Genomic DNA, 23,735 nt, shown 5'->3' with positions numbered 1-23,735 from the left:
CGCGCATCCCCCAATTCGGACCAGTGGTCGACCTCGCCTACACTCGGAGCCGTGCCACGTGGTGACGGACGACTCAACCACGACCTGCTCCCCGGTGAGAAGGGCCCCCAGGACGCGTGCGGCGTCTTCGGTGTCTGGGCTCCGGGTGAAGAGGTCGCAAAACTCACGTACTTCGGGCTCTACGCCCTCCAGCATCGGGGCCAGGAATCCGCGGGTATCGCGGTCAGCAACGGCTCCCAGATCCTCGTCTTCAAGGACATGGGACTGGTTTCCCAGGTCTTCGACGAGACCTCGCTCGGCTCCCTCCAAGGTCATATCGCGGTCGGACACGCCCGCTACTCGACCACCGGCGCCTCCGTGTGGGAGAACGCCCAGCCGACGTTCCGTGCCACCGCGCACGGATCGATCGCTCTCGGCCACAACGGGAACCTGGTCAACACCGCCCGGCTCGCCGAGCTGGTCGCCGACCTGCCGAAGGACAACAACGGGCGCTCCACCCGCGTCGCGGCCACCAACGACACCGACCTGCTCACGGCCCTGCTGGCCGCCCAGGTCGACGCCGACGGCAAGCCGCTGACCATCGAGGAGGCGGCCCACACCGTCCTGCCGCAGGTCAAGGGCGCCTTCAGCCTCGTCTTCATGGACGAGCACACGCTCTACGCCGCCCGTGACCCGCAGGGCATCCGCCCGCTGGTCCTGGGCCGCCTGGAGCGTGGCTGGGTCGTCGCCTCGGAGACCGCCGCGCTGGACATCACCGGTGCCAGCTTCGTCCGGGAGATCGAGCCCGGCGAGTTCGTCGCCATCGACGAGAACGGTCTGCGCACGTCCCGATTCGCGGAAGCGAAGCCCAAGGGCTGTGTCTTCGAGTACGTGTACCTGGCCCGCCCGGACACCGACATCGCCGGCCGGAACGTCTACCTCTCACGCGTCGAGATGGGCCGCCGCCTGGCGAAGGAGGCCCCCGTCGAGGCCGACCTCGTCATAGCCACCCCGGAGTCCGGCACCCCCGCCGCCATCGGCTACGCGGAGGCGTCCGGCATCCCCTTCGGCAGCGGACTGGTGAAGAACGCCTACGTCGGCCGCACCTTCATCCAGCCCTCGCAGACCATCCGCCAGATCGGCATCCGCCTGAAGCTGAACCCGCTGAAGGAAGTCATCAAGGGCAAGCGCCTGGTCGTCGTCGACGACTCGATCGTGCGCGGCAACACCCAGCGGGCCCTGGTGCGGATGCTGCGCGAGGCCGGTGCCGCCGAGGTCCACATCCGGATCTCCTCGCCGCCGGTGAAGTGGCCCTGCTTCTTCGGCATCGACTTCGCCACCCGGGCCGAGCTCATCGCCAACGGCATGAGCATCGACGAGATCGGCACCTCGCTGGGAGCCGACTCGCTGGCGTACATCTCCATTGACGGCATGATCGAGGCGACCACCATCGCCAAGCCGAACCTGTGCCGCGCCTGCTTCGACGGCGAGTACCCGATGGAGCTGCCCGACCCCGAGCTGCTCGGCAAGCAGCTGCTGGAGTCCGAGCTGGCCGCCGGGCCGGCCGCCACGGCCGCGGCCGACGCGATCCGCCGCCCGTAAGCACGCAAGACGACACGAAGGTTCCCAAGGTCATGTCTTCCGAGACCACTGGCGCCAGCTACGCGAGCGCGGGCGTCGACATCGAGGCGGGCGACCGCGCCGTAGAGCTCATGAAGGAGTGGGTGAAGAAGACCGGCCGCCCCGAGGTGCTCGGCGGCCTCGGCGGCTTCGCCGGCCTCTTCGACGCCTCCGCCCTCAAGCGCTACGAGCGCCCGCTGCTCGCCTCCGCCACGGACGGCGTCGGCACCAAGGTCGACATCGCCCGCCGGCTCGGCGTGTACGACACCATCGGCCACGACCTGGTCGCCATGGTCATGGACGACATCGTCGTGTGCGGCGCCGAGCCGCTGTTCATGACCGACTACATCTGCGTCGGCAAGGTCCACCCCGAGCGGGTCGCCGCCATCGTCAAGGGCATCGCCGAGGGCTGCGTCCTGGCCGGCTGCGCGCTGATCGGCGGCGAGACGGCGGAACACCCGGGCCTGCTCGGCGAGGACGACTTCGACGTCGCCGGCGCCGGCACGGGCGTCGTGGAGGCGGACCGGCTGCTCGGCCCCGATCGCATCCGTACGGGTGACGCGGTGATCGCCATGGCGGCCTCCGGGCTTCACTCCAACGGGTACTCCCTGGTCAGGCACGTGCTGCTGGACCGGGCCGGGCTGCCGCTGGAGGGGCACGTCGAGGACCTCGGCCGCACCCTCGGCGAGGAGCTGCTGGAGCCGACCAGGATCTACTCGCTGGACTGCCTGGCGCTGATCCGCACCACCGAGGTGCACGCCTTCAGCCACGTGACCGGCGGCGGTCTCGCCGCCAACCTGGCCCGGGTGATCCCGGACGGCCTGCACGCCGTGGTCGACCGCTCCACCTGGACCCCGGCCCCCGTCTTCGACCTGGTCGCCAAGACCGGCGACGTCGAGCGGCTGGAGCTGGAGAAGACCCTCAACATGGGCGTGGGCATGATCGCGATCGTGCCCGAGGAGTCGGTCGACGTGGCCCTCGCCACCTTGGCCGACCGCGGGCTCGACGCCTGGGTGGCCGGCGAGATCATCGACCGCGGCGAGCACACCACGGGCGCGGCCCTGGTGGGGGACCACGCGTGAACCACACCTGTGACCGGCACGCTCCGGCCGCCGGCGCCCGGTGGGCGTCGGCGGGCGCACGAAACCCGGTCCGGTGCGTGAGCCCCGGACCGGGTGAGGTGCGATGCCTACGGCACGCAGGAAACGGCTGAGCCGCCGCGGGCGCTATGCGCCGCGACGGTGTTGCCGCGAGGAGTTGTCGTCCTCGTCCTCGTCGTCGTCCTCGTACAACTCGGCGTACCGTGAGTACAGGTCGTCGTCATGCTCATCGTCCTCGAAACGGTCACCGTTCGGTGACTGATTCGACGTCGATGCGCCCAGCTCCTCGGCCAGGCGTGAGAGATCCGTCCCACCGCTGTTGTACTTCAGCTGGCGGGCGACCTTCGTCTGCTTGGCCTTGGCCCGGCCGCGCCCCATGGCTCGACCCCCTCAACGACGGGGCTCAACGGCCCCAGAGTCTGACACGCGTTCATGATCCGGAACGGGCTCTCCGTGGAGAGACCGGTCCGTAGGGCTTCCACGGTACCTGAGCCCACGCCCATACGGTACGTCGCCCACCGGACGCGCGTGTGCACAGGACCGTCGAGGAAGCCTGTCCTTGCTGGTCAGTGGCGATTTTAACCACTTATCCGCAGACGACCCGCCGGTGGAAGTGAGAGTTCTCTCCAACTGTCCACCGGCAGGTACCGCGCGGACGCGTGACGTCCGCCGTGCCGTCAGCCCGCGGCCCGGGCTCCCCCGGCGGCCTTGGCGGCCCTGGCCTCCGACATCCGCTGCTCGGCGATCCGGTCGGCCGCCGCGGCCGGCGGAATCCCGTCTTCCTTCGCACGTGCGAATATGGCCAGCGTGGTGTCGAAGATCTCCGACGCCTTCGCCTTGCACCGGTCGAAGTCGAAGCCGTTCAGCTCGTCGGCGACCTGGATGACACCGCCGGCGTTCACCACGTAGTCCGGCGCGTAGAGGATCGAACGGTCGGCCAGATCCTTCTCGACACCCGGGTGGGCGAGCTGGTTGTTGGCCGCACCGCACACCACCTTGGCGGTCAGCACCGGCACGGTGTCGTCGTTCAGAGCACCGCCGAGCGCGCAGGGGGCGTAGACGTCCAGCCCCTCGGTGCGGATCAGCGCGTCGGTGTCGGCCGCCACCTGAACCGCGGGGTGCTTGTCGACGATGCGCCGCACGGCGTCCTGCCGGACGTCCGTGATCACGACCTGGGCGCCCTCCTTGAGCAGGTGCTCGACGAGGTGGTGCCCGACCTTGCCGACGCCGGCGATGCCGACCTTGCGGTCACGCAGCGACGGGTCGCCCCACAGGTGCTGGGCGGAGGCGCGCATGCCCTGGTAGACACCGAAGGAGGTCAGCACCGAGGAGTCGCCGGCGCCGCCGTTCTCGGGCGAGCGGCCGGTGGTCCAGCGGCACTCGCGCGCCACGACGTCCATGTCGGCCACGTACGTGCCGACGTCGCAGGCGGTGACGTAGCGCCCGCCGAGCGAGGCGACGAACCGCCCGTAGGCGAGCAGCAGTTCCTCGGTCTTGATCTGCTCCGGGTCACCGATGATCACGGCCTTGCCGCCACCGTGACGGAGGCCGGCCATGGCGTTCTTGTACGACATGCCGCGCGCGAGGTTCAGCGCGTCGGCGACGGCCTGCTCCTCGTTCGCGTACGGGTAGAAGCGCGTACCGCCGAGCGCGGGGCCCAGAGCGGTGGAGTGGATGGCGATGACGGCCTTGAGGCCGCTGGCGCGGTCCTGACAGAGCACGACTTGCTCATGACCCCCCTGCTCCGAGTGGAACAGGGTGTGCAGGACGCCGTTGGTCACGTCGGTCACGGTGGTGACTCCCGGGGAAGTAGCGGCGAGCGGGGACTGGCCCTCCGAGGACCCTCGCGCGTTGTGGTGGCGGAGGCGGGAGGAGGGGTGGTGTGCGGCGGCCGGTGGGCCGCTCAGCAGGAGATTAGACCCTGACCCCGCCTTCCATGACCCTGGTGGTGGGGATCACCCTCCCCCGGAGTACGCCGCCACCCGGGCGTGGGACGATTTGCAGTGGTTTTCCGTCCACCCGGGTGCGGGCCGGGCGGGTTTCGGGTCCGGTCCGGTGGGGAGGGAGCAGGCGTGCCCAAGGTGTCCTCCGTGGTCGTCCCGTACGCGACCTACTTGCGCGTCTACGAGCCGCTGGCCGCCTTCCCGGAGCCGGAGCGCAGCCACTGGGCGCGCTATGCCCGCCGCCCCGACCGCCCTTCCTACCAGGACGAACTGCGCCGCTCGCTGGCCGACCTGCTGCCCACCCCGCCGGTACCGGTTCCGGTGCACGAGAGCCCGGACGCGTTCGTGCTCGACGTCGACGGGGTGGTCTGCGTCTGCCCCTGGCGCACCCGGCTGCGCGGCTGGCAGGCCCTGGGCGACCTCGCCGAGGAGTTCCCGGCCGCCGTGCTGGACGCGGTCCTGCCGCCGGTGGTGCGCCGCCAGGCCACCCAGGACTACGAGCGCTGGCTGGCCGACAACCCCGACGCCCGCCCCTGGATCCGCACCGCGACCTGGCAGGTGCCGCTGAACTGGTTCGTGCTGGTCTCCGACGAGGAGCGGGAGTACGTCAAGGGCTCCGGCGAGGCCGGGGACCCCGGCGGCTTCGGTGGCGACGTGCCGGTACTGCGCTACCGGACGCCGATGGTGCAGGCGCGGCGGCGGGTGGCGCGCGGGCTGCGGGCGCTCAAGGACGCCGTCGACGAGGGGCCGCTGATCGACGGCCTGGTGGACGTCGGACGCTGGCTGGAGGAGTTCCATCCGCGCTCGCTGGTGGAGCTGGACTACGGCGGGCTGGTGCACGCGCTGCCGGTCGGCGAGTTGGAGGGCGACCACTCGGCCGCCGATGTGGCCGAGGGCATCGAGGCGCTGCGCCAGGGCGACGGGGCGGCCGCGGGAGAGGCGTACGGGCGGCTCGTGGAGCGCTGGCGGGCTGTACGCGACCGGCGCTCCGCGAACTGACGCCGCGCCAGGTCCGAGCCCGTGCGAGCCCGTCCGACCCGTCCGATCTCGTGCGATTTCGTGTCCGGGGTGACGCAAATCACGGTTGAACGGATGGTGAACGGCGTGCGGTCGGGGGCGTTTCCGGGAGCTGACGGGACGTAGGTTCCGATCCGGGCGTTTGCATCAAGGGTGACGGACGGCACTTACCCGACCCTTGCGCCGCTTGCCACTCCTCGTGCCAAAATAGGACAAGGAGTCCGGGGAGGGCTCCATCCGTCCAACTGTGCTCCACCATGGGCGGAATCTCCGCATTGCACTCTTTGGGGGGTCTGGCGACTCCTGATCGCGCTGTGACTGATCGTCACAGCGGCGTGACTGTCCGCTATGGCATGGTCCATCGGCTTCCGTCGCTGATGAACACCTGGGAGGGCAATTCCATCGGTTTGGCCGACGCGGCTGGACAGATGGTGTAGTTGTAGTGCCGAGGACAAGCCGTTCGTCCTATAACCGACTCGACTCGCGTCCGCCATTTCGGGCAACGCGGGTCAAGGTGCAGAATTTAGAGGAAAGAACCGAGAAGGTTCGGTTCTCCCGAGGAGGCCGCTCATGACCGCTCGCACCCCTGATGCCGAGCCGCTGCTGACCCCGGCTGAGGTCGCCACCATGTTCCGCGTCGACCCCAAGACGGTCACGCGCTGGGCGAAGGCCGGCAAGCTCACGTCGATCCGTACGCTCGGCGGGCACCGCCGATACCGCGAGGCCGAGGTCCGCGCGCTGCTCGCGGGTATTCCGCAGCAGCGCAGCGAGGCCTGAACAACCGAATAACCGGACGAACCGGCTGGTCCCCCTCTGGCCGAGGCGCCCGGAACCACAGCTCCAAGCGACACGGGTCCTGCCCCAACAGGCCCCACGCCCAAGCCGTCTGAGCTCCGCAGGCAACTGAACAAGGGTGCGTCGTCGATCGCGCTGGACTCCGCCGGGTCCAGCGCGATCTTTTTTGTGTGCCTTCCGGAGCCCGCGGGGTGTCTCTGTGAGCGGGCTTGTCGGAGTCTGGGGAGGCTCGGCGGATCATCTGTGGAGCAACGCGCAGGGCAGTGCAATTGCACATATTAAATTGACCCTGTGTAGGGCGGGAGTAAGTACCGCACTTTCAGAAACCCATTCGGTGACACCCGTCACATGCCGAGGCGCTTGTTGCCGGCCGTGCCTCTGCGCTAGTGGAGGCTCCGGTTCCATCGCCCCACGCCTGCAAGGGAGTTCGGGATTCGAGGTGCGCCCCGGTGCGGTTCACGCCGTCGAGGGGCTGTCGTCCTCCACCAGCTCCTCCGGGGCGCCTGAGGCCGCCCGCGGGGCGCCGGCCATCTCCAGTCGCAGCAGCTGATGGCAGACCGCGCAGCGGCGCGTGAGATGGCGGTACGACGAGGCTGCCGCGAGATGTGCGCGGAGCAGCGCCCGCGTCTCGTGCCTGGCCGATGCCGCCATACGCCACCTCCAGTGGACCGCAGGGGAGCGGAGCCTGCTCCCTGGGTACCGAGGGAATGTGACGCCGTCAAGACACGGCGGCGCGCCACAGGCCGCCACAGGGCCCCTCCGCCCCTCCGGAAGGGGCCGCGCGGACGGGATGCGCGAGCACACGAGAAGAGGGCCCGAACCCCCTCGGGGGGTCGGGCCCTCTTGACAATGCGGTCCTGACGGGATTTGAACCCGCGGCCTCCACCTTGACAGGGTGGCGAGCACTCCAAACTGCTCCACAGGACCAGATTTCGCGGCGCCATTCGTGCGTTGCGCTGCGAGAAGAGACTGTACAGGAGCAGGAGCCCGGGGTCGAACTCACTTAGCGTGCACGTGTCATTACGGCACGGCCGCGTCGATCGCCTTCACGATCCGCTTGTCCGAGACCGGATACGCCGTGCCCAGCGCGTGCGCGAAGTAGCTCACCCGCAGCTCCTCGATCATCCAGCGGATGTCCAGGACCGAGGACGGCACCGGCCGGCCCCGTGGCATCTGCTCGAGCAGCCACGCGTACTCGTCCCGCATCTCGTGGACCTTCTCCATCCGCGTGGTGTCCCGCTGGACGTTCGCCGGCATCTGCTGAAGGCGGCGGTCGGCGGCCACCAGATAGCGCATCAGGTCCGGCAGACGCCGTACCCCGGACGCCGTGACGAAGCCGGGCTTCACCAAGCCGTCCAGCTGAGCCCGCAGGTCCGCCAGGTTCGGCAGCAGCGCGGGGCTGCGTACGGCCTTCAGACGGCGCTCACAGGCCTGCCAGGCGGCCAGCACCTGCTGCACCTGGCCCACCGTCCGCACGGTCGTGTCCACGATGTCGGCACGCACCTTGTCGTACAGCTTCCGGTACGACTCCTCGTCCCAGACCGGCCCGCCGAAGTCCGCGATCAGCCGGTCCGCCGCCGCCGTCGCGCAGTCGTCGAACAGCGCCTGGATCGAACCGTGCGGGTTCGCCGAGAGAGCGAGCTTCTGCTGGTTGCTCAGCTTTTCGGACGCGAACTTCGCCGGGTTGACCGGGATGTTGCGCAGGATCAGCCGCCGCGTGCCCCGCCACATCGCCTCGGCCTGCTCGGCCTCGGTGTCGAAGAGCCGTACGGACACGGTGTCGCCGTCGTCGACGAGCGCCGGAAAGGCCTTCACCGGCTGGCCGGCCCGGCGGGTCTCGAAGACCCTGGTGAGCGTGCCGATGGTCCAGTCGGTCAGGCCCTTGCGCTCCAGGGACTCCCCGCCCTGCCGCTCCGCGGTCGCCGCGGCGGCCTGGGACAGGGCCTTGCGCGCCCTGGGCTTCAGCTGCAGCTTCAGCGCCTGGAGGTCCTTGTCCTCGGCCAGCTTGCGGCGCCGCTCGTCGACGATCCGGAAGGTGATCTTCAGATGGTCCGGGACCCTGGACCAGTCGAAGTCCTCGGCCTCGAAGGGCACACCGACCATGCGCTTCAGCTCACGCGCCATGGTGGTGGTCAACGGCTCCTGCAACGGCACCGCCGACTCCAGGAACGCCTTCGCGTAGTTCGGCGCCGGAACGTAGTTGCGGCGGATGGGCTTGGGCAGGGAGCGGATCAGCTCGGTGACGACCTCCCCGCGCAGCCCCGGGATCTGCCAGTCGAAGCCCTCGTCCGTGACCTGGTTCAGCACCTGCAACGGGATGTGGACGGTCACGCCGTCCGCGTCCGCGCCCGGCTCGAACTGGTACGTCACCCGGAACTTGAGGTTCCCCTGCCGCCAGGAATCCGGATAGTCGGCCTTGGTGACCGCCTCCGCCGACTCCCGGATGAGCATCTCCCGCTCGAAGTCCAGGAAGTCCGGCTGCTCGTGCCGCTTGCGCTTCCACCAGGAGTCGAAGTGCGCCCCGGAGACGACGTGTTCGGGCACCCGCCGGTCGTAGAAGTCGAACAGCGTCTCGTCGTCCACGACGATGTCCCGGCGCCGGGCCCGGTGCTCCAGCTCCTCCACCTCGCTGAGGAGCTTGCGGTTGTCGGCGAAGAACTTGTGGTGCGTGCGCCAGTCGCCCTCGACGAGCGCGTTGCGGATGAACAGCTCCCGGCTGAGCTCCGCGTCGATCCGCCCGTAGTTCACCTTCCGCTGGGCGACGATCGGAACGCCGTACAGCGTGACCTTCTCGTACGCCATCACCGCCGCCTGGTCCTTCTCCCAGTGCGGTTCGCTGTAGGTCCGCTTCAGCAGATGCCCGGCCAGCGGCTCGACCCACTCCGGTTCGATCCTCGCGTTGACGCGGGCCCACAGCCGGGAGGTCTCGACGAGCTCGGCGGACATCACGAAGCGCGGCGGCTTCTTGAACAGCGCCGAGCCGGGGAAGATCGCGAACTTGGCGTTGCGGGCGCCCAGGTACTCGTTCCGGCCGCCGTCCTTGCGCGCGCCGGGCCCGGAGTCCTTGGACTCCTTCACGTCCTTCATGCCGACGTGCGAGAGCAGACCGGCCAGCAGCGAGACGTGGATCCGGTCGGCGGGCGCGTCCTGGTCGTCCAGATGGATGCCCATCTGCTTGGCGACCGTACGCAACTGGCTGTAGATGTCCTGCCATTCGCGAATACGCAGGAAGTTCAGGAACTCCTGCTTGCACATGCGCCGGAACGACGAGGAGCCCCGCTCCTTCTGCTGCTCGCGGATGTAGCGCCACAGGTTGAGGTAGGCGAGGAAGTCGCTGGTCTCGTCCCGGAAACGGGCGTGCTGCTGATCGGCCTGGGCCTGCTTCTCGGCGGGACGCTCGCGCGGGTCCTGGATGGACAGCGCGGCGGCGATCACCATGACCTCGCGGACGCAGCCGTTGCGGTCGGCCTCCAGCACCATGCGGGCCAGACGCGGGTCGACCGGCAGCTGGGCGAGCTTGCGGCCGGTCTCCGTGAGCCGTTTGCGCGGGTCCTTCTGCGCCGGGTCCAGCGCGCCAAGCTCCTGGAGCAGCTGCACGCCGTCACGGATGTTGCGGTGATCCGGCGGGTCGATGAACGGGAACTTCTCGATGTCGCCGAGGCCGGCCGCGGTCATCTGGAGGATGACGGAGGCGAGGTTGGTGCGCAGGATCTCCGCGTCCGTGAACTCCGGACGGGTGAGGAAGTCGTCCTCGCCGTAGAGCCGGATGCAGATGCCGTCGGACGTACGCCCGCAGCGGCCCTTGCGCTGGTTGGCGCTGGCCTGCGAGACCGGCTCGATCGGCAGCCGCTGCACCTTGGTGCGGTGGCTGTACCGGGAGATCCGGGCGAAGCCGGGGTCGATGACGTACTTGATGCCCGGGACGGTCAGGGAGGTCTCGGCGACGTTGGTCGCCAGGACGATCCTGCGGCCGGTGTGCGGCTGGAAGACCCGGTGCTGCTCGGCGTGCGACAGCCGGGCGTACAGCGGCAGCACCTCGGTGAACCGGTAGTTCTTCTTGTTGAGAGCGTCGGCCGTGTCACGGATCTCCCGCTCCCCCGAGAGGAAGACGAGGATGTCCCCGGACCCCTCGGCCATGAGCTCCTCCACCGCGTCCGTGATCGCGGTGATCTGGTCCCGGTCGGCGTCGTCGGAGTCCTCCTCCAGCAGCGGCCGGTACCGCACCTCCACGGGATACGTCCGCCCGCTGACCTCGACGATCGGGGCGTCGCCGAAGTGCCGGGAGAAGCGCTCGGGATCGATGGTGGCCGAGGTGATGACGACCTTGAGGTCCGGCCGCCGCGGCAGCAGCTGCGCGAGATAGCCCAGCAGGAAGTCGATGTTGAGGGACCGCTCGTGGGCCTCGTCGATGATGATCGTGTCGTAGGCCCGCAGCTCGCGGTCGGTCTGGATCTCGGCGAGCAGGATGCCGTCCGTCATCAGCTTCACGAACGTGGCGTCGGGATCCACCTGGTCGGTGAACCGCACCTTCCAGCCGACGGCCGCACCGAGCGGGGTGTCCAGCTCCTCCGCCACACGCTCGGCGACGGTACGGGCGGCGATCCGGCGGGGCTGGGTGTGCCCGATCATGCCCCGCACACCCCGGCCCAGCTCCATGCAGATCTTCGGGATCTGCGTGGTCTTCCCGGACCCCGTCTCACCGGCGACGATGACGACCTGGTGAGCGCGGATCGCGTCGGCGATCTCGTCCTTCTTCTGGCTGACCGGCAGCTGCTCGGGATAGCCGATCGCCGGCACCCGGGAACGCCGGGCGGACATGCGCTCCTCGGCCTTCCCGACCTCGCCCTCGACCTCGGCGAGAACGGCGGCACGCGCCTCCGGCTTGCGAATCTTGCGCGCGCCTTCGAGCCTGCGGCCGAGCCGGTGCGCGTCACGCAGCGACAACTCGTTCAGGCGGGAGGCGAGGGCGCCGAGGGCGGGGGCGGGATGCGTAGACATACGGGACCCAGGATCTCATCCCCAGGAAAATCCTGGCGAACGCTTTTACCGCGGGCCGCGGGCGGTGACCCACGTGCGTATGTTCACCCAGAGTGATGAATCACGTGCGTTTCCCGGAGCGAACGTCTGTGGCCGCCTAGCGTCTTTGTTCGTGAAACTCGTCGTGCGCGTCAAACTGCTGCCGTCGGCCGAGCAAGCCGCCGCGTTGCAGGCGACCCTGGTGGCCTGCAACCAAGCAGCCAACCACGTCTCGGGCGTCGCCCACCACACGGGCGTGCGACGCAACCGCGAACTACGCGCCCTCGTATACACCGACGTCAAGAACGGCTGGGGACTCGGCGCCCAGGCCGCACAACACGTGGTGAAGAAGGTCGCGGACGCATACACCGCCCTCCGGGCCTGGCGGAGGAAAACCAGCGCACGTCGTGCCCGGGGAGCCATCAGCAAGCCGATCGGCTTCCGCGACGACGCAGCCCAGACCTACGACGACCGCATGCTCTCCTGGCAACTGGACCAGCGCACCGTCTCCATCTGGACCACGGCCGGGCGGGTGAAACGCCTCGCCTACACGGGCGGCCAAGAACAATGCTCGAGCACTACCGCCAAGGCGAATCCGATCTGCTCCTCCGCGCCGGCCAGTGGTACCTGGAAGCAACGATCGACGTACCCGAAACCCCACAGAACCCGCAGCCCCAAGGGTTCATCGGAGTCGGCCTCGGCGTCGTCAACATCGCCACCACCTCGACCGGCCACCGACACAGCGGCCGCCGCCTCAACCGCACCCGGCGAAACGACCGCACGCTACGCACCCGACTCCAGCGGAAAGGCACTCGGTCCGCGAAACGCCGCGCCAAACGACACGCAGGCAAGGAAGCCCGGCGCGCGCGAGACATCAACCACAAGAGCAGCAAGCACATCGTGGCGGAGGCGCAACGCACCGGCCGCGGAATCGCCCTGGAAGACCTGGGCGGCATCGGCGAACGGGTACGGCTGAAGAAGCCCCAACGCGTCACGATGAACTCCTGGGCCTTCGGCCAGCTGCACGCGTTCATCGCGTACAAGGCACGCCGACTCGGCATCCCCGTGGTCTGCGTGGACCCGAGCTACACCAGCCAGGAGTGCTCCCGCTGCCACCACATCGACCAACGCAACCGGCCCAGTCAGGCCGTGTTCGCGTGCAGGTCCTGCGGCTTCGTTGAGCACGCGGACCTCAATGCGTCCCACGTCATCGGCCAACGCGGCTGGTGGGTGTGGGTCTGCGGGGCCGAGTCACAGGTCCCTGTCCTCACGCTGATCGTGTAGGGCTGGATGCGCCGTTTTCGCCGAAGCCATCGGCGGGAGCGAGCTGCAAGCCGGGGAGCGCAGCTTCCGGGCAGCGGACGCGGACGCTCGTACTCGGCAGGGCGCTCGTGGGGCGAGCGGGATCCATGACACATGCAACAAGGCCCCGATCCGTGGATCGGGGCCTTCGCTGTGGCTGGGGCCGGGGTCGAACCGGCGACCTATCGCTTTTCAGGCGATCGCTCGTACCAACTGAGCTACCCAGCCATTGAGGTTTCACGTGAAACCTCAGCGGTCCTGACGGGATTTGAACCCGCGGCCTCCACCTTGACAGGGTGGCGAGCACTCCAAACTGCTCCACAGGACCATGATTGTGTGCGAACCAACGAACGTAAGTGTCGCACACCGTACTGCGTGCCCCCAACGGGATTCGAACCCGTGCTACCGCCTTGAAAGGGCGGCGTCCTAGGCCGCTAGACGATGAGGGCTATCGGCCCGCCTGGGCGCTTCTCAGCGCGTCGGGGACGTGAAAAGCATAGGGGATGGCCGGGGGTATCGCCAAAACCGTTTACGAGCCGGAGGGGGAGGGCGCGGACGGGGAGGCTGTGGAGGGGGTGGGCGCGGTCGGGGAGGACGTGGCGCCCGGCTTGTTCTCCTCGGGCAGATGGCGGCTGACCTCGGCCGTCGTCAGTCCCAGGCCGCCCAGCTTGATCGCGTCCCAGGCCTGGAGGCGGCGGCTGTCCCGGTCGAGGTAGAGGATCGACGCCTCGATCGGGGCCGGGTGCTTGCCCTCGACCGCGCGCAGCCCGCTGCCGCCCGTGGACCCCTCCATGCGCAGCCGCGTGCCGTACCTGAGGACCTCCGTCCCCTGGTGGTGGAGGTGGCCGCACAGCACCAGCGGCACGGTGCCGTCGGTCTCGCGGGCCGCGGACGGTTCGTGGGCGATGGCGATGTCGACGGGGGTGCCCTTGGCCCGCTGGTCGCGCAGGGCCGATGCCAGACGGGCGCCAGCCAGTTCCTCGGACGCGTCGGCGCCCGGCGCGCCGGAGCGGTCGGGGGTGAACTGGGGGTCGCCGATGCCGGCGAAGCGCAGGCCGGCGACGGTCTCGGCGCGGCCGTCGTCCAGCACGTGCACGTTCTTCATGCGCTCCAGGTGGCGCTGGGTGACCTTCGAGTCGTGGTTGCCGCGCACCCAGACATAGGGGACACCCAGGTCCCCGATCGGGTCCAGGAAGCCGTTCTCCGCCGCGGTGCCGTGGTCCATCGTGTCGCCGGAGTCGACGATCACGCCCACCTTGTACTGCTCCACCAGCGAGGTGATGATCTTCCAGCTCGCCGGGTTGAGGTGGATGTCGGAGACGTGCAGGACCCGGATGGTCGTCGGGTCCGGCTGGTAGGCGGGGAGCGTGGAGGTGACGTCGTAGAGCTTGGTCACGTTCGTCACCAGGCGTGCCAGTTCCTTCTGGTAGACGTCGAACTCGGTGACGATGCTGCGCGCGTTGCCGACCACGGAGGGCGCCGAGGACAGCAGTCCGGAGAACTTCGGCTCCAGTACCGACTTGGGATTCCAGGTGGCGAACGCCGTGGCCCCGGACGCGGCGAGCAGGGTCAGGGCCAGGCCGCCGGCCGCCAGGGCGCGGCGCGGGCGGCGGTAGACCGCGAGGCCGAGTGCGGTGGCGCCGGAGACGACGGCCACGCAGGACCGCAGGGCCAGGTCGAGGGTGCCGTGTTCGACGTCGTGCGCCACTTCGTCCTGGAGGCCGGAGAGGCGTTCGGGGTGGTCGACCAGGGCCTGGGAGCGGGCCGGGTCGAGTTGGTCGACGTTCACGTCGAGGCGGACGGGGGCGATATGGCTGTCCAGTTCCAGGGAGCCCAGCGGAGAGACGTTGATCTTCGTGCCGCCGGTCAGGGACGGGCGCAGGGTCATTGTGGTGTTCATGGGGCCGACCGGGGCCCGTACGTTGCCGACGACGAGCAGTCCCAGCCAGGCGCCGACCAGGACGACGGCCACCAGTCCGGCGGCGCGTGCCCAGGGGCGCGGCTCGTGCGTCAGTGAGAGGTCCGGGCGTGGGCGGGTCGATCGGCGGCGGAGGGTGACGGCGTGCGCCGCCCTCCGTATGCCGTGGAGGGGGCTCGGGCGGTTCGGGTCTGAGGCGGGGACGCGGGGCATTGGGCGCGTATGCCCATGCCCGACACCCGGTATGCCCGTGCGCGGCATGGTCGCGCGGGCGGTACCGGACAATGACGGTGTGCTGGAGATGACGCGCGAGGAGTTCGAGGAACTGGTGGCCGAGGCCCTCGACCGGATTCCGCCGGAGCTGACGCGGCTGATGGACAACGTGGCGGTGTTCGTCGAGGACGAGCCGCCCGCCGACGATCCCGAGTTGCTCGGGCTGTACGAGGGGACCCCGCTGACGGAACGCGGTGAGTGGTACGCGGGGGTGCTGCCGGACCGGATCACGATCTACCGCGGGCCGACGCTGCGCATGTGCGAGACGCGGGAGGACGTGGTCGCGGAGACGGAGGTGACGGTGGTTCACGAGATCGCCCACCACTTCGGGATCGACGACGAACGTCTGCATGCGCTGGGGTACGGCTGACCGTCGCCGGGTGCGGTCGCGTGTCCTTCGGCGGCTGAACGGAGTTGGGCATGGTGACTTCTTCTCCCGGAGGTGGCTGCCCGTGCGCCCCTTGTACGTATCCGTCCGTCTCGCCGCCGCGGTCGCCGCCGTCACCGCTGCCGCCGGCTGCGTGAGCGTGGGGGAGGACGCCGGCGGCTCGGTCAGGCCGTCGCACTCCGCCGGAGAGCGGGGTGGTGGGGCTCCGGGCGGTGAGGACGCGGTGTCCGGCGGTGGCGCGGGCCGCGCGGGTGGCGGTGGGGACGGCAAGCGTGGTCACGGGGGGAAGGGGAAGCCCGGTGAGTCGCCGTCCGTGTCGGCCTCGCCGTCGGACGAGCCGGGCGCGTCGGCGGCGCCGGGCACTGGCGGGTTGCCGCCGAAGCCGGGTGAGCCGACGCCGACCGAGGCGGTGTCGGTGCCCCCGCAGACGTCCGCCACGCCCGAGCAGCCGCCGGCCTCGCCGCCCGCTCCGCCGGCGTCTTCGGATCCGCCGTCGGCCGAGCCGTCGCCTTCGGCGCACGATGGCACGGGGTCGCAGTTGGAGCAGCGGGAACGCTTGTACAAGCCGGGCCGGCACCCGCATCGGACGAGGGGCTGACCTGCGGCGGCGCCGTCGGTTTGCCTTCGGGGGTGCAAGGTGCGTATGGTGGCAGATCGTTTGATCCCATTTGCCCGGCGCCCACGCAGAGCGCGCCGTGTGGCGCGTACTCTCCTTTGCCGTGGCGGACCGCATCGAGGCGGTCGTGGCGCGAATCACGGAGTTGACGGGCGCGTGCCGAAGAGACTCCGGAAGGTTTCGCATTCGCATGTCCATTGCCACTGATCACGTCGTCGTGCCCGAGAACGCCGACGACGCTCCCGAGAACAACGAGGCCCCGGAGATCACCTTCGCGGACCTCGGCCTGCCCGAGGGCGTCGTCCGCAAGCTCGCGCAGAACGGCGTGACCACGCCTTTCCCGATCCAGGCCGCGACCATCCCGGACGCCCTGGCCGGGAAGGACATCCTGGGCCGGGGCCGCACCGGCTCCGGCAAGACCCTCTCCTTCGGTCTGCCGACCCTGGCCACGCTGGCCGGCGGCCGCACCGAGCGGAAGCGGCCGCGTGCGGTCATCCTCACTCCGACCCGTGAGCTGGCCATGCAGGTGGCCGACGCTCTTCAGCCCTACGGCGACGTCGTCGGCCTGCGGATGAAGGTCGTCTGCGGTGGCACCTCCATGGGCAACCAGATCTACGCCCTGGAGAAGGGCGTCGACATCCTGGTCGCCACCCCGGGCCGGCTGCGTGACCTCATCAACCGCGGCGCCTGCTCGCTGGAGGATGTGCGGATCGCGGTCCTGGACGAGGCCGACCAGATGTCCGACCTGGGCTTCCTGCCCGAGGTCACCGAGCTGCTGGACCAGGTTCCGGCGGGCGGTCAGCGGATGCTGTTCTCCGCGACGATGGAGAACGAGATCAAGACCCTTGTCGACCGGTACCTGACCGACCCGGTCAGCCACGAGGTCGACGCGGCGCAGGGCGCGGTGACGACCATGTCGCACCACATCCTGATCGTGAAGCCCAAGGACAAGGCGCCGGTCACCGCGGCCATCGCCTCCCGCAAGGGCCGCACCATCATCTTCGTGCGTACCCAGCTGGGCGCCGACCGCGTGGCCGAGCAGCTGCGCGAGGCCGGTGCGAAGGCCGAGGCGCTGCACGGCGGTATGACCCAGGGCGCCCGCACCCGCACCCTGGCCGACTTCAAGGACGGTTACGTCAACGTCCTGGTCGCCACGGACGTCGCCGCCCGCGGGATCCACGTCGACGGCATCGACCTGGTGCTGAACGTCGACCCGGCCGGCGACCACAAGGACTACCTGCACCGGGCCGGCCGTACGGCCCGCGCGGGCCGTACGGGCACGGTGGTCTCGCTGTCCCTGCCGCACCAGCGGCGTCAGATCTTCCGCCTCATGGAGGACGCGGGCGTGGATGCCTCGCGCCACATCATCCAGGGCGGTGCGGCCTTCGATCCGGAGGTCGCCGAGATCACCGGTGCCCGGTCGATGACCGAGGTGCAGGCCGAGTCCGCGGGCACCGCGGCCCAGCTGGCCGAGCGCGAGGTCACCCACCTCGCCAAGCAGCTGGAGCGCGCGCAGCGGCGTGCGGCCGAGCTGCGTGACGAGGCCGACCGGCTGGTCGCCCGGCTCGCCCGCGAGCGCGGCGAGACCGTGACGTCCGAGGGTTCGGACGCGGTGGCCGGGGAGCAGGCGGTGGCCGAGGTGTCGGTGCCGGAGCAGCCGGCGGCCCGGGACGTCGAACGCATCGACCGGGAAGAGGGCGTCGAGCGCGTGGAGCGTGAGGAGCGTACGGCGGCCCCGTCGTCGTACGACCGGGGTGAGCGGCGCGAGGACCGTGGTGGTTTCCAGCGCGACCGGGATCGTGCGCCTCGTTCCTTCGACCGTCGTGACGACCGTGGTGGCTTCAACCGGGATCGTGACCGGGACCGGGACCGCGGTGACCGGGGCGGCTTCCGCCGTGACGACCGGGGCGACCGTGGCGACCGCGGTGGCCGTTCCTTCGACCGTCGTGACGACCGTGGCTCGTTCGACCGTCGTGACGACCGGGGCGGCTTCCGCCGTGACGACCGCGGTGACCGGGGTGACCGTGGCGGCCGTTCCTTCGAGCGGCGTGACGACCGCGGCGGCTTCCACCGTGACCGGGACCGTGCGCCCCGTTCCTTCGACCGTCGTGACGACCGTGGCTCGTTCGACCGTCGTGACGACCGTGGCTCGTTCGACCGTCGCGACGACCGGGGCGGCTTCCGCCGTGACGACCGCCCGGCCCGGCGCGACGAGCGCGGCGGGCACCGTGGCAGCGACCGTCCGTTCAACCGCGACCGCCAGGGCGACCGCCCCGGCTTCCGCTCCGGCGGCCACGAGCGCCCCTACGGCCGTCGTGACGACCACCGCGGCGGTGGCGGCGGTTCCTTCGGCCGCCGCGACGACAAGCCGCGCTGGAAGCGCAACGGCTGACGCCGGGTGAACCCACTCCGAAGGGCTCGTACGACTCCTGTCGTACGGGCCCTTCGGTTTTTGACCACCTGCGCCTCGCTGACCACGGCGGGCCTCGGCGGCGGCCACCGCTCCGACACCCCCGCACGAAGATCTCCGGTGGCTGGAAGGGCTACAAGGGGATCTTCCGACCGCAACGGTCACCCGGTCACCGCCGATCGCGCCGAACTTCCGGCCGGGCACCCCGGATACCCGATCGGCGACGGGCCCTCCTCCCGCTATGCTCGGGTAGGCAACATCGCCTGGGCCCTTAGCTCAATTGGCAGAGCAGTGGACTTTTAATCCATTGGTTGTGGGTTCGAGTCCCACAGGGCCTACCGGACCCCTCGGGGTCGAACCCCCCGTCGACCTGCGTCGACGGGGGGTTCCATCGTTTCCGGGGCCCGCTCGGCGGCCGGCTGGGGTGCGGCCGCGACAGGCACGTCATCGCCGGCGGCCGCGCCGTCCCGGCCGCCCTCCCCGGACGGCTCGCCGCCCCCGCCCGCTCAGTTCCGCCGCAGCACCCGGTTCAGCCCCGTCGCCACTGTCGTGGCGAGCAGCCACCCGGCGGTGACCAGGGCGACGACGGCCCAGCGCAGCGCCGCGCGGGTTGTCCAGCCGGGCCCGCTTCAGGGTGACGGTGCCGCGCACCGAGGTGTCACGCAGTTCGAGGCAGCCGCGCACGGAGCCGGGCCAGGTGCCCGGGGACCGGCGGCGGGGGTGCGAGCAGCACCCGGCGCAGCACCGCCGCGGCCACCTCGGGCACGTCGTCGCACCACTCGCCGAGCCGGTACGCCTCCCGGATGCGGAGCGCGTGCGGTCCCCAGCCGTCCGGTGCGTCCCCGTCCGGCGGGTGCCCATCCGTCGTCATGAGTCCCTCCACCCGCCCCGTACGGCCCTCCCCGGCCGCGGAACACCGCATGGCTACCCATGGGATGGCCGGAGCAAGCAGAGGTGGGAACAGGGGAGTTGACGACGGACGGGAGGGTGGCGCCGACGGCCGGCCTCCCGAGACCGACGAAACAGAGCGGTGCACGGGGGTATGGGCGGAGCCCTCGCTCGCCTGGCAGCCGGGAGGAGTCGTCGGAAAGAACGGTGTAGTCGGTCTGTCGGCCAGCTGTAGGCCAGTCGATCCGCCGCCTCGCCGACCCGGGGTGCTCGCCGGTGTCTGCCGCGCGCGTGGTGAACGGCAGGACCAGCCGGGACGGGTGGGCCGCGGCGAGTAGATCCCACCACGTGGATGTCGCCGCCGCCTCCGTGGGTGAGCGTCGCGGAGACGTGGCGCAGGTCACGCAGGGTGGCGGGCGGTAGGTCGACCGTGGCGAGGATTCGGCGGAACGTCTCCGAGACCCTCTCGGGGTGGAGCCAGGAGCCGTCCTCCTTCGTGAAGACCTTGCCCGTGTCCTGCCGGGCATCGCCCCAGTCCGCACGTTCCTTGTCCTGGCGGGACTTGTGGTCGCGCAGCAAGGGATCCCCTCCTCTTCAGGGAGGGGAGCAGTCAAACTGGGAGCCAGTCCGCCGAGAGAGAGGGCGTCGATGCCCCACCCGTACGTCCTGCTGTCCGCCGCCGTCTCGCTCGACGGCTATCTGGACGACACCGGTCCCGAGCGCCTGCTGCTCTCCAGCCCCGCCGACTTCGACCGGGTCGACGAGGTGCGGGCGTCGGCCGACGCGATCCTGATCGGCGCCGGCACCCTGCGGGCCGACAACCCGCGGCTGCTGGTGAACTCGCCGCAGCGGCGGGCCGCACGCCGCGCCGCCGGGAAGCCGGAGTACCCGTTGAAGGTCGCGGTCAGCGCCTCCGGCGAGCTGGACCCCGGCGCGCCCTTCTGGCACACCGGCGGCGAGAAGGTCCTCTACACGACCGACGAGGGCGCGCTGCGGCTGCGGCGTACGGGCCTGGCCGCCGACGTGGTGCCGCTGGGCGCCGAGCTCGGCTGGCCCCGGCTCCTCGAGCACCTGCACGACGTACGCGGTGTGCGCCGGCTCATGGTCGAGGGCGGCGGGACCGTCCACACGCAGTTGCTCCAGCAGCAGCTCGCGGACGAGGTGCAGCTCGTGCTCGCCCCCCTGTTCGTGGGGGACGCGGACGCGCCCCGGCTGTTCGGACCCGGGACCTACCAGGGCGGGCGGCTGCGGCTGGTGGAGACGCGGACCATCGAGGACGTCGTCCTCGTGCGCTACGAGCCCACCGCTCCCGGCACCGCCGGCCGCGCCGTGCCCGCGGACCGGCACTGGCTCCGGCTCGCCTGCGAACTGGCGGCCCAGTGCCCGCCGTCCCGGACCGCGTTCAGCGTGGGCGCCGTGGTGGTCGCCGCCGACGGGACCGAACTCGCCCGCGGGTACTCGCGGGAGGGCGGTGACCCGGTCGTGCACGCGGAGGAGGCGGCGCTGGCCAAGGTCGACCCGGCGGATCCGCGGCTGCCGGACGCCACGGTGTACAGCAGCCTGGAGCCGTGCGCCCGCCGCGCCTCCCGGCCGCGTCCGTGCGCCCGGCTGATTCTGGACGCGGGGGTGCGACGGGTGGTGACCGCGTGGCGGGAGCCGGACACGTTCGTCGAGGGCGCCGACGGGACCGGGGTGCTGGCGGCCGGTGGCGCGGACGTCGTCGTGGTGCCGGAGTTCGAGGAGCGGGCCAGGGAACCGAACCGGCATCTGCTCGGCTGAGCGGGGCCTCGTCGCACGGCCGGGAACCGTGTGACGAACAGTGGCAGGTGAGGTGGGTGCGAGCAGTCCTCCGGATGACATATACTGGTTTCACAACGACGCGGGGTGGAGCAGCTCGGTAGCTCGCTGGGCTCATAACCCAGAGGTCGCAGGTTCAAATCCTGTCCCCGCTACTGAAGGCTCAGGGCCGGAATCCGATCAATGGATTCCGGCCCTGAGTGTTTCGCGGACACATGGCTCTCCCCGAGATGCGGTCAACTCGCCCGGTTTTCGGTGGTCATGGACCGTAACGTCGGGCCGGAAGGTTTAGTGATCAAGCCGAACGGCTTGGAATCCGGGCCCCGAGTCTATTAACGTTCGATAACGCAGCACGGTCGTCCCAGCCGTCACAAGAGTCGGCTCCGTGCGCGCACGCCGAATCCCGCAAGGGAACCGGGGAACCACCAACTTGGGGTGAATCGAGCGTAACCGCCGTGTACGTACGGCTTGTTTACGCGCGTAGGAGACCTTCCCGCTCCGAACCCGTCAGCTAACCCGGTAGGCGAGACGGAAGGAAAGGAGTACGCCTTCGTGGCGTCCAACCCGCCTGCCCCGGAAGCCCCGTTCGCCCCGAGTCGGCAGTACGGAGAGACCTTCGGCTACGACAGCCGCCGCGCCGAGGAGGGCCCCTGGGAGGAGTGGAACCCCACCGCGGAGTCCATCCGTCCCGTGCGCGGCCGGCACCGCGTCGCCAAGCAGCGCGGCGGCGGACTCGCCCGCAGCTCCACCGTTCTCGGTGTCGGCGTCATCGCCGCCGTCGGCGCGGGCGGCATGGCGAGCGCCAACAGCGGCAAGCCGCCGGTGTCCATCTCGCTGCCCGACCTGCCCTCCGTGGGCTCCCTGTTCGAGGACTCCTCCGACACCGCACCCGCGGGCTCGTCGAGCGCGCTCAGCGCCGTCGGCGTGACCGCCGCCGAGGCCGAGGGCGGCACCTCGGACGCGGGCGAGGTGCTGCGCAACCGGATCATGGCGCAGGCCGAGCAGCAGCAGGTCCAGATCGAGGCCAAGGCCCAGGCGGACGCCGAGGCCGCCGCCGCCAAGAAGGCCGCCGAGGTGGCGGCGAAGGCGCGGGAGACGGCCGAGGCCGAGGCCGCCGCCGAGAAGAAGAAGGCGGAGGAGGCGGCCAAGCGGAAGGCCGAGGAGGCGGCGAGGAAGGCCGAGGAGGCCCGGCTGGCCGAGCTGGCCAGGCAGTACGCGCTGCCCACCTCCTCGTACACGCTCACCTCCACCTTCGGCCAGGCCGGCTCCATGTGGTCCTCCGGCTACCACACCGGCCTCGACTTCGCGGCGCCCACGGGCACCCTGCTCAAGGCGATCCACACCGGCACCATCACCGAGGCCGGCTGGGCCGGCTCCTACGGCTACCGCACGATCCTCACTCTCGAGGACGGCACCGAGCTGTGGTACTGCCACCAGTCGTCGATCAGCGTCAGCGTCGGCCAGAAGGTCAGCACGGGCGAGGTGATCGGCCGCGTGGGCGCCACCGGCAACGTCACCGGGCCCCACCTCCACCTGGAGGTCCACCAGGGCGGCCAGTCCAGCGGGATCGACCCGTTGGCGTGGCTGCGCGGCAAGGGCATCACCCCCTGACGAACGCGGACCGGTCTCACCCCTGACGAGCCCGTGAGACCGGTTTGCGCAACCTTTGCGGCCGGATGCGGCCCGGCCCGGAATGGGCCGCTCCGGCGCGGTTGTTGATGTTGGACATGACTTCTCTACGCAAACTGGGTTCGTCCGATCTCGAGGTCTTCCCGCTCGCCCTCGGTGGCAACGTCTTCGGCTGGACCGCCGACCAGGAGCAGTCCTTCGCCGTCCTCGACGCCTACACGGCCGCCGGAGGCAACTTCGTCGACAGTGCCGACTCCTACTCCGCGTGGGTGGAGGGCAACCAGGGCGGCGAGTCCGAGACGATCATCGGCAAGTGGATCGAGGCGCGCGGCAACCGCTCCGACGTCGTCATCGCCACCAAGGTCAGTCAGCACCCCGACTACCAGGGCCTGAGCGCCGCCAACATCAAGGCCGCGGCCGACGCCTCCCTCAGGCGCCTGGGCACGGACCACATCGACCTGTACTACACGCACTTCGACCAGCCGGAAGTCCCCGTCGAGGAGATCATCGGCGCGCTCGACGAGCTGGTCAGGGCGGGCAAGGTGCGGCACATCGCCGCCTCCAACATCTCCGCCGAACGCCTCCAGGAATCCCTGGACTTCTCCGACCGCGAGGGCCTGGCCCGCTACGTGGCGCTCCAGCCGCACTACAACCTGGTCTCGCGCGACACCTACGAAGGCGGGCTGGAGAACGTCGCCGAGCGGTCCGGCCTGGCCGCCGTCCCGTACTACGCGCTCGCCTCCGGCTTCCTGACCGGCAAGTACCGGCCCGGTACGACGGTGGACAGCGCGCGGGCGCAAGGCGCGGCCAGGCACCTCGAGACCGAGCGCGGCCAGAAGGTCCTTATGGCCCTGGACGAGGTGGCCCGCGCCCATGACGCCGAGGTTGCCACGGTGGCCCTGGCCTGGCTCGCCGCGCAGCCTACGGTGACCGCCCCGATCGCCTCGGCGCGGACGGTGGAACAGCTCCCGGCGCTGCTCGAGGTCGCGGAGCTGCGGCTGACGGAGGAGGAGCTCGGGAAGCTGACGCGGGCGTCGGCGTAAC

At 70.4% G+C, this 23,735-nt stretch carries 17 protein-coding genes, 6 tRNA genes, 1 pseudogene and 1 riboswitch; of the genes and pseudogenes, 12 read left to right on the top strand and 12 right to left on the bottom strand.

What is annotated here, in order from left to right; all coding sequences use genetic code 11:
- Positions 1-51 precede the first annotated feature (51 nt).
- Both purF and purM read left to right on the top strand, forming a co-directional pair.
- A complete protein-coding gene (gene purF / locus ABZ818_RS25660; RefSeq protein WP_361419028.1) occupies positions 52-1,581 on the top strand; it encodes an amidophosphoribosyltransferase in 1,530 nt (509 codons plus the stop codon).
- Positions 1,582-1,613: 32 nt separating this feature from the next.
- On the top strand, positions 1,614-2,681 hold the full coding sequence (gene purM / locus ABZ818_RS25655; RefSeq protein WP_361419025.1) for a phosphoribosylformylglycinamidine cyclo-ligase: 1,068 nt from the start codon (positions 1,614-1,616) through the stop codon (positions 2,679-2,681).
- Positions 2,682-2,825: 144 nt separating this feature from the next.
- On the opposite strand, the gene ABZ818_RS25650 is transcribed toward purM, so the two are convergent.
- Together ABZ818_RS25650 and ABZ818_RS25645 are read right to left on the bottom strand one after the other, a co-directional pair.
- Positions 2,826-3,077 (bottom strand): DUF3073 domain-containing protein, encoded by a 252-nt coding sequence (locus ABZ818_RS25650; RefSeq protein ID WP_361419022.1) that lies wholly within the window; start codon positions 3,075-3,077, stop codon positions 2,826-2,828.
- A gap of 299 nt (positions 3,078-3,376) precedes the next feature.
- Positions 3,377-4,489 (bottom strand): amino acid dehydrogenase, encoded by a 1,113-nt coding sequence (locus ABZ818_RS25645; protein WP_361419019.1) that lies wholly within the window; start codon positions 4,487-4,489, stop codon positions 3,377-3,379.
- Positions 4,490-4,771: 282 nt separating this feature from the next.
- Between ABZ818_RS25645 and ABZ818_RS25640 the strand changes: the two genes are divergently transcribed.
- Both ABZ818_RS25640 and bldC read left to right on the top strand, forming a co-directional pair.
- On the top strand, positions 4,772-5,641 hold the full coding sequence (locus ABZ818_RS25640) for a hypothetical protein (RefSeq protein WP_361419016.1): 870 nt from the start codon (positions 4,772-4,774) through the stop codon (positions 5,639-5,641).
- 588 nt (positions 5,642-6,229) lie between these two features.
- Positions 6,230-6,436 carry a developmental transcriptional regulator BldC gene (gene bldC / locus ABZ818_RS25635; protein ID WP_003949541.1) on the top strand — a complete coding sequence of 69 codons (207 nt, stop codon included), beginning with the start codon at positions 6,230-6,232 and terminating at the stop codon, positions 6,434-6,436.
- Between the two features lie 474 nt (positions 6,437-6,910).
- On the opposite strand, the gene ABZ818_RS25630 is transcribed toward bldC, so the two are convergent.
- From ABZ818_RS25630 to hrpA, 3 genes are all read right to left on the bottom strand, one after another.
- On the bottom strand, positions 6,911-7,105 hold the full coding sequence (locus ABZ818_RS25630; RefSeq protein WP_361419013.1) for a DUF6274 family protein: 195 nt from the start codon (positions 7,103-7,105) through the stop codon (positions 6,911-6,913).
- Between the two features lie 201 nt (positions 7,106-7,306).
- Positions 7,307-7,381, bottom strand: a tRNA-Asp gene (locus ABZ818_RS25625).
- 93 nt (positions 7,382-7,474) lie between these two features.
- Positions 7,475-11,452, bottom strand: coding sequence for an ATP-dependent RNA helicase HrpA (gene hrpA, locus ABZ818_RS25620; RefSeq protein ID WP_361419010.1), 3,978 nt, complete (start codon positions 11,450-11,452; stop codon positions 7,475-7,477).
- Between the two features lie 585 nt (positions 11,453-12,037).
- On the opposite strand from hrpA, the gene ABZ818_RS25615 reads away from it, so the two are divergent.
- Complete coding sequence (locus ABZ818_RS25615; RefSeq protein ID WP_361419007.1) at positions 12,038-12,754, top strand: transposase; 717 nt, start codon at positions 12,038-12,040, stop codon at positions 12,752-12,754.
- Between the two features lie 172 nt (positions 12,755-12,926).
- Here the strand turns inward: ABZ818_RS25615 and ABZ818_RS25610 are convergent.
- The 4 genes from ABZ818_RS25610 to ABZ818_RS25595 all read right to left on the bottom strand — a co-directional run bounded on the left by ABZ818_RS25610 (position 12,927) and on the right by ABZ818_RS25595 (position 14,903).
- Positions 12,927-13,000 (bottom strand) — tRNA-Phe (locus ABZ818_RS25610).
- Positions 13,001-13,025: 25 nt separating this feature from the next.
- Positions 13,026-13,100, bottom strand: a tRNA-Asp gene (locus ABZ818_RS25605).
- Between the two features lie 48 nt (positions 13,101-13,148).
- Positions 13,149-13,221: transfer RNA gene (locus ABZ818_RS25600), tRNA-Glu, on the bottom strand.
- A gap of 80 nt (positions 13,222-13,301) precedes the next feature.
- A complete protein-coding gene (locus ABZ818_RS25595) occupies positions 13,302-14,903 on the bottom strand; it encodes a metallophosphoesterase (protein ID WP_361419004.1) in 1,602 nt (533 codons plus the stop codon).
- A gap of 79 nt (positions 14,904-14,982) precedes the next feature.
- Between ABZ818_RS25595 and ABZ818_RS25590 the strand changes: the two genes are divergently transcribed.
- The gene (locus tag ABZ818_RS25590) at positions 14,983-15,333 is read left to right on the top strand and encodes a metallopeptidase family protein (protein WP_225076323.1); all 351 of its coding nucleotides are present in this window, start codon (positions 14,983-14,985) and stop codon (positions 15,331-15,333) included.
- A gap of 294 nt (positions 15,334-15,627) precedes the next feature.
- On the opposite strand, the gene ABZ818_RS25585 is transcribed toward ABZ818_RS25590, so the two are convergent.
- Positions 15,628-15,915, bottom strand: coding sequence for a hypothetical protein (locus ABZ818_RS25585; protein WP_361419000.1), 288 nt, complete (start codon positions 15,913-15,915; stop codon positions 15,628-15,630).
- Positions 15,916-16,157: 242 nt separating this feature from the next.
- Between ABZ818_RS25585 and ABZ818_RS25580 the strand changes: the two genes are divergently transcribed.
- On the top strand, positions 16,158-18,359 hold the full coding sequence (locus ABZ818_RS25580; RefSeq protein WP_361418997.1) for a DEAD/DEAH box helicase: 2,202 nt from the start codon (positions 16,158-16,160) through the stop codon (positions 18,357-18,359).
- A gap of 283 nt (positions 18,360-18,642) precedes the next feature.
- Positions 18,643-18,715, top strand: a tRNA-Lys gene (locus tag ABZ818_RS25575).
- A gap of 320 nt (positions 18,716-19,035) precedes the next feature.
- Here the strand turns inward: ABZ818_RS25575 and ABZ818_RS25570 are convergent.
- On the bottom strand, positions 19,036-19,248 hold the full coding sequence (locus tag ABZ818_RS25570) for a hypothetical protein (protein ID WP_361418994.1): 213 nt from the start codon (positions 19,246-19,248) through the stop codon (positions 19,036-19,038).
- 365 nt (positions 19,249-19,613) lie between these two features.
- Positions 19,614-19,841, bottom strand: a pseudogene (locus ABZ818_RS25565) (site-specific integrase); the annotation flags it as partial.
- Between the two features lie 72 nt (positions 19,842-19,913).
- Between ABZ818_RS25565 and ABZ818_RS25560 the strand changes: the two are divergent.
- From ABZ818_RS25560 to ABZ818_RS25545, 4 genes are all read left to right on the top strand, one after another.
- The gene (locus ABZ818_RS25560; RefSeq protein ID WP_361418991.1) at positions 19,914-21,044 is read left to right on the top strand and encodes a dihydrofolate reductase family protein; all 1,131 of its coding nucleotides are present in this window, start codon (positions 19,914-19,916) and stop codon (positions 21,042-21,044) included.
- Between the two features lie 99 nt (positions 21,045-21,143).
- A tRNA-Met gene (locus ABZ818_RS25555) sits at positions 21,144-21,217 on the top strand.
- Between the two features lie 229 nt (positions 21,218-21,446).
- Positions 21,447-21,603: riboswitch (cyclic di-AMP (ydaO/yuaA leader) on the top strand.
- Between the two features lie 11 nt (positions 21,604-21,614).
- Complete coding sequence (locus ABZ818_RS25550) at positions 21,615-22,673, top strand: M23 family metallopeptidase (protein ID WP_361418988.1); 1,059 nt, start codon at positions 21,615-21,617, stop codon at positions 22,671-22,673.
- 116 nt (positions 22,674-22,789) lie between these two features.
- Positions 22,790-23,734, top strand: a complete 945-nt coding sequence (locus tag ABZ818_RS25545) for an aldo/keto reductase (RefSeq protein ID WP_361418985.1) — start codon at positions 22,790-22,792, stop codon at positions 23,732-23,734.
- The last annotated feature ends 1 nt before the right edge of the window (position 23,735 follow it).

The organism is Streptomyces sp. NPDC047453 (assembly GCF_040643155.1).
Lineage (GTDB): Bacteria > Actinomycetota > Actinomycetes > Streptomycetales > Streptomycetaceae > Streptomyces.
This window is presented reverse-complemented; position numbering and strand designations above follow the sequence as displayed.

Coding starts and splice junctions, on each gene's coding strand:
- ABZ818_RS25545 (WP_361418985.1), top strand. CDS start 22,790: ATGACTTCTCTACGCAAACTGGGTTCGTCCGATCTCGAGGTCTTCCCG.
- hrpA (WP_361419010.1), bottom strand. CDS start 11,452: ATGTCTACGCATCCCGCCCCCGCCCTCGGCGCCCTCGCCTCCCGCCTG.
- purM (WP_361419025.1), top strand. CDS start 1,614: ATGTCTTCCGAGACCACTGGCGCCAGCTACGCGAGCGCGGGCGTCGAC.
- ABZ818_RS25630 (WP_361419013.1), bottom strand. CDS start 7,105: ATGGCGGCATCGGCCAGGCACGAGACGCGGGCGCTGCTCCGCGCACAT.
- ABZ818_RS25615 (WP_361419007.1), top strand. CDS start 12,038: ATGCTCGAGCACTACCGCCAAGGCGAATCCGATCTGCTCCTCCGCGCC.
- ABZ818_RS25560 (WP_361418991.1), top strand. CDS start 19,914: ATGCCCCACCCGTACGTCCTGCTGTCCGCCGCCGTCTCGCTCGACGGC.
- ABZ818_RS25570 (WP_361418994.1), bottom strand. CDS start 19,248: ATGACGACGGATGGGCACCCGCCGGACGGGGACGCACCGGACGGCTGG.
- ABZ818_RS25595 (WP_361419004.1), bottom strand. CDS start 14,903: ATGCCCCGCGTCCCCGCCTCAGACCCGAACCGCCCGAGCCCCCTCCAC.
- bldC (WP_003949541.1), top strand. CDS start 6,230: ATGACCGCTCGCACCCCTGATGCCGAGCCGCTGCTGACCCCGGCTGAG.
- ABZ818_RS25650 (WP_361419022.1), bottom strand. CDS start 3,077: ATGGGGCGCGGCCGGGCCAAGGCCAAGCAGACGAAGGTCGCCCGCCAG.
- ABZ818_RS25580 (WP_361418997.1), top strand. CDS start 16,158: ATGTCCATTGCCACTGATCACGTCGTCGTGCCCGAGAACGCCGACGAC.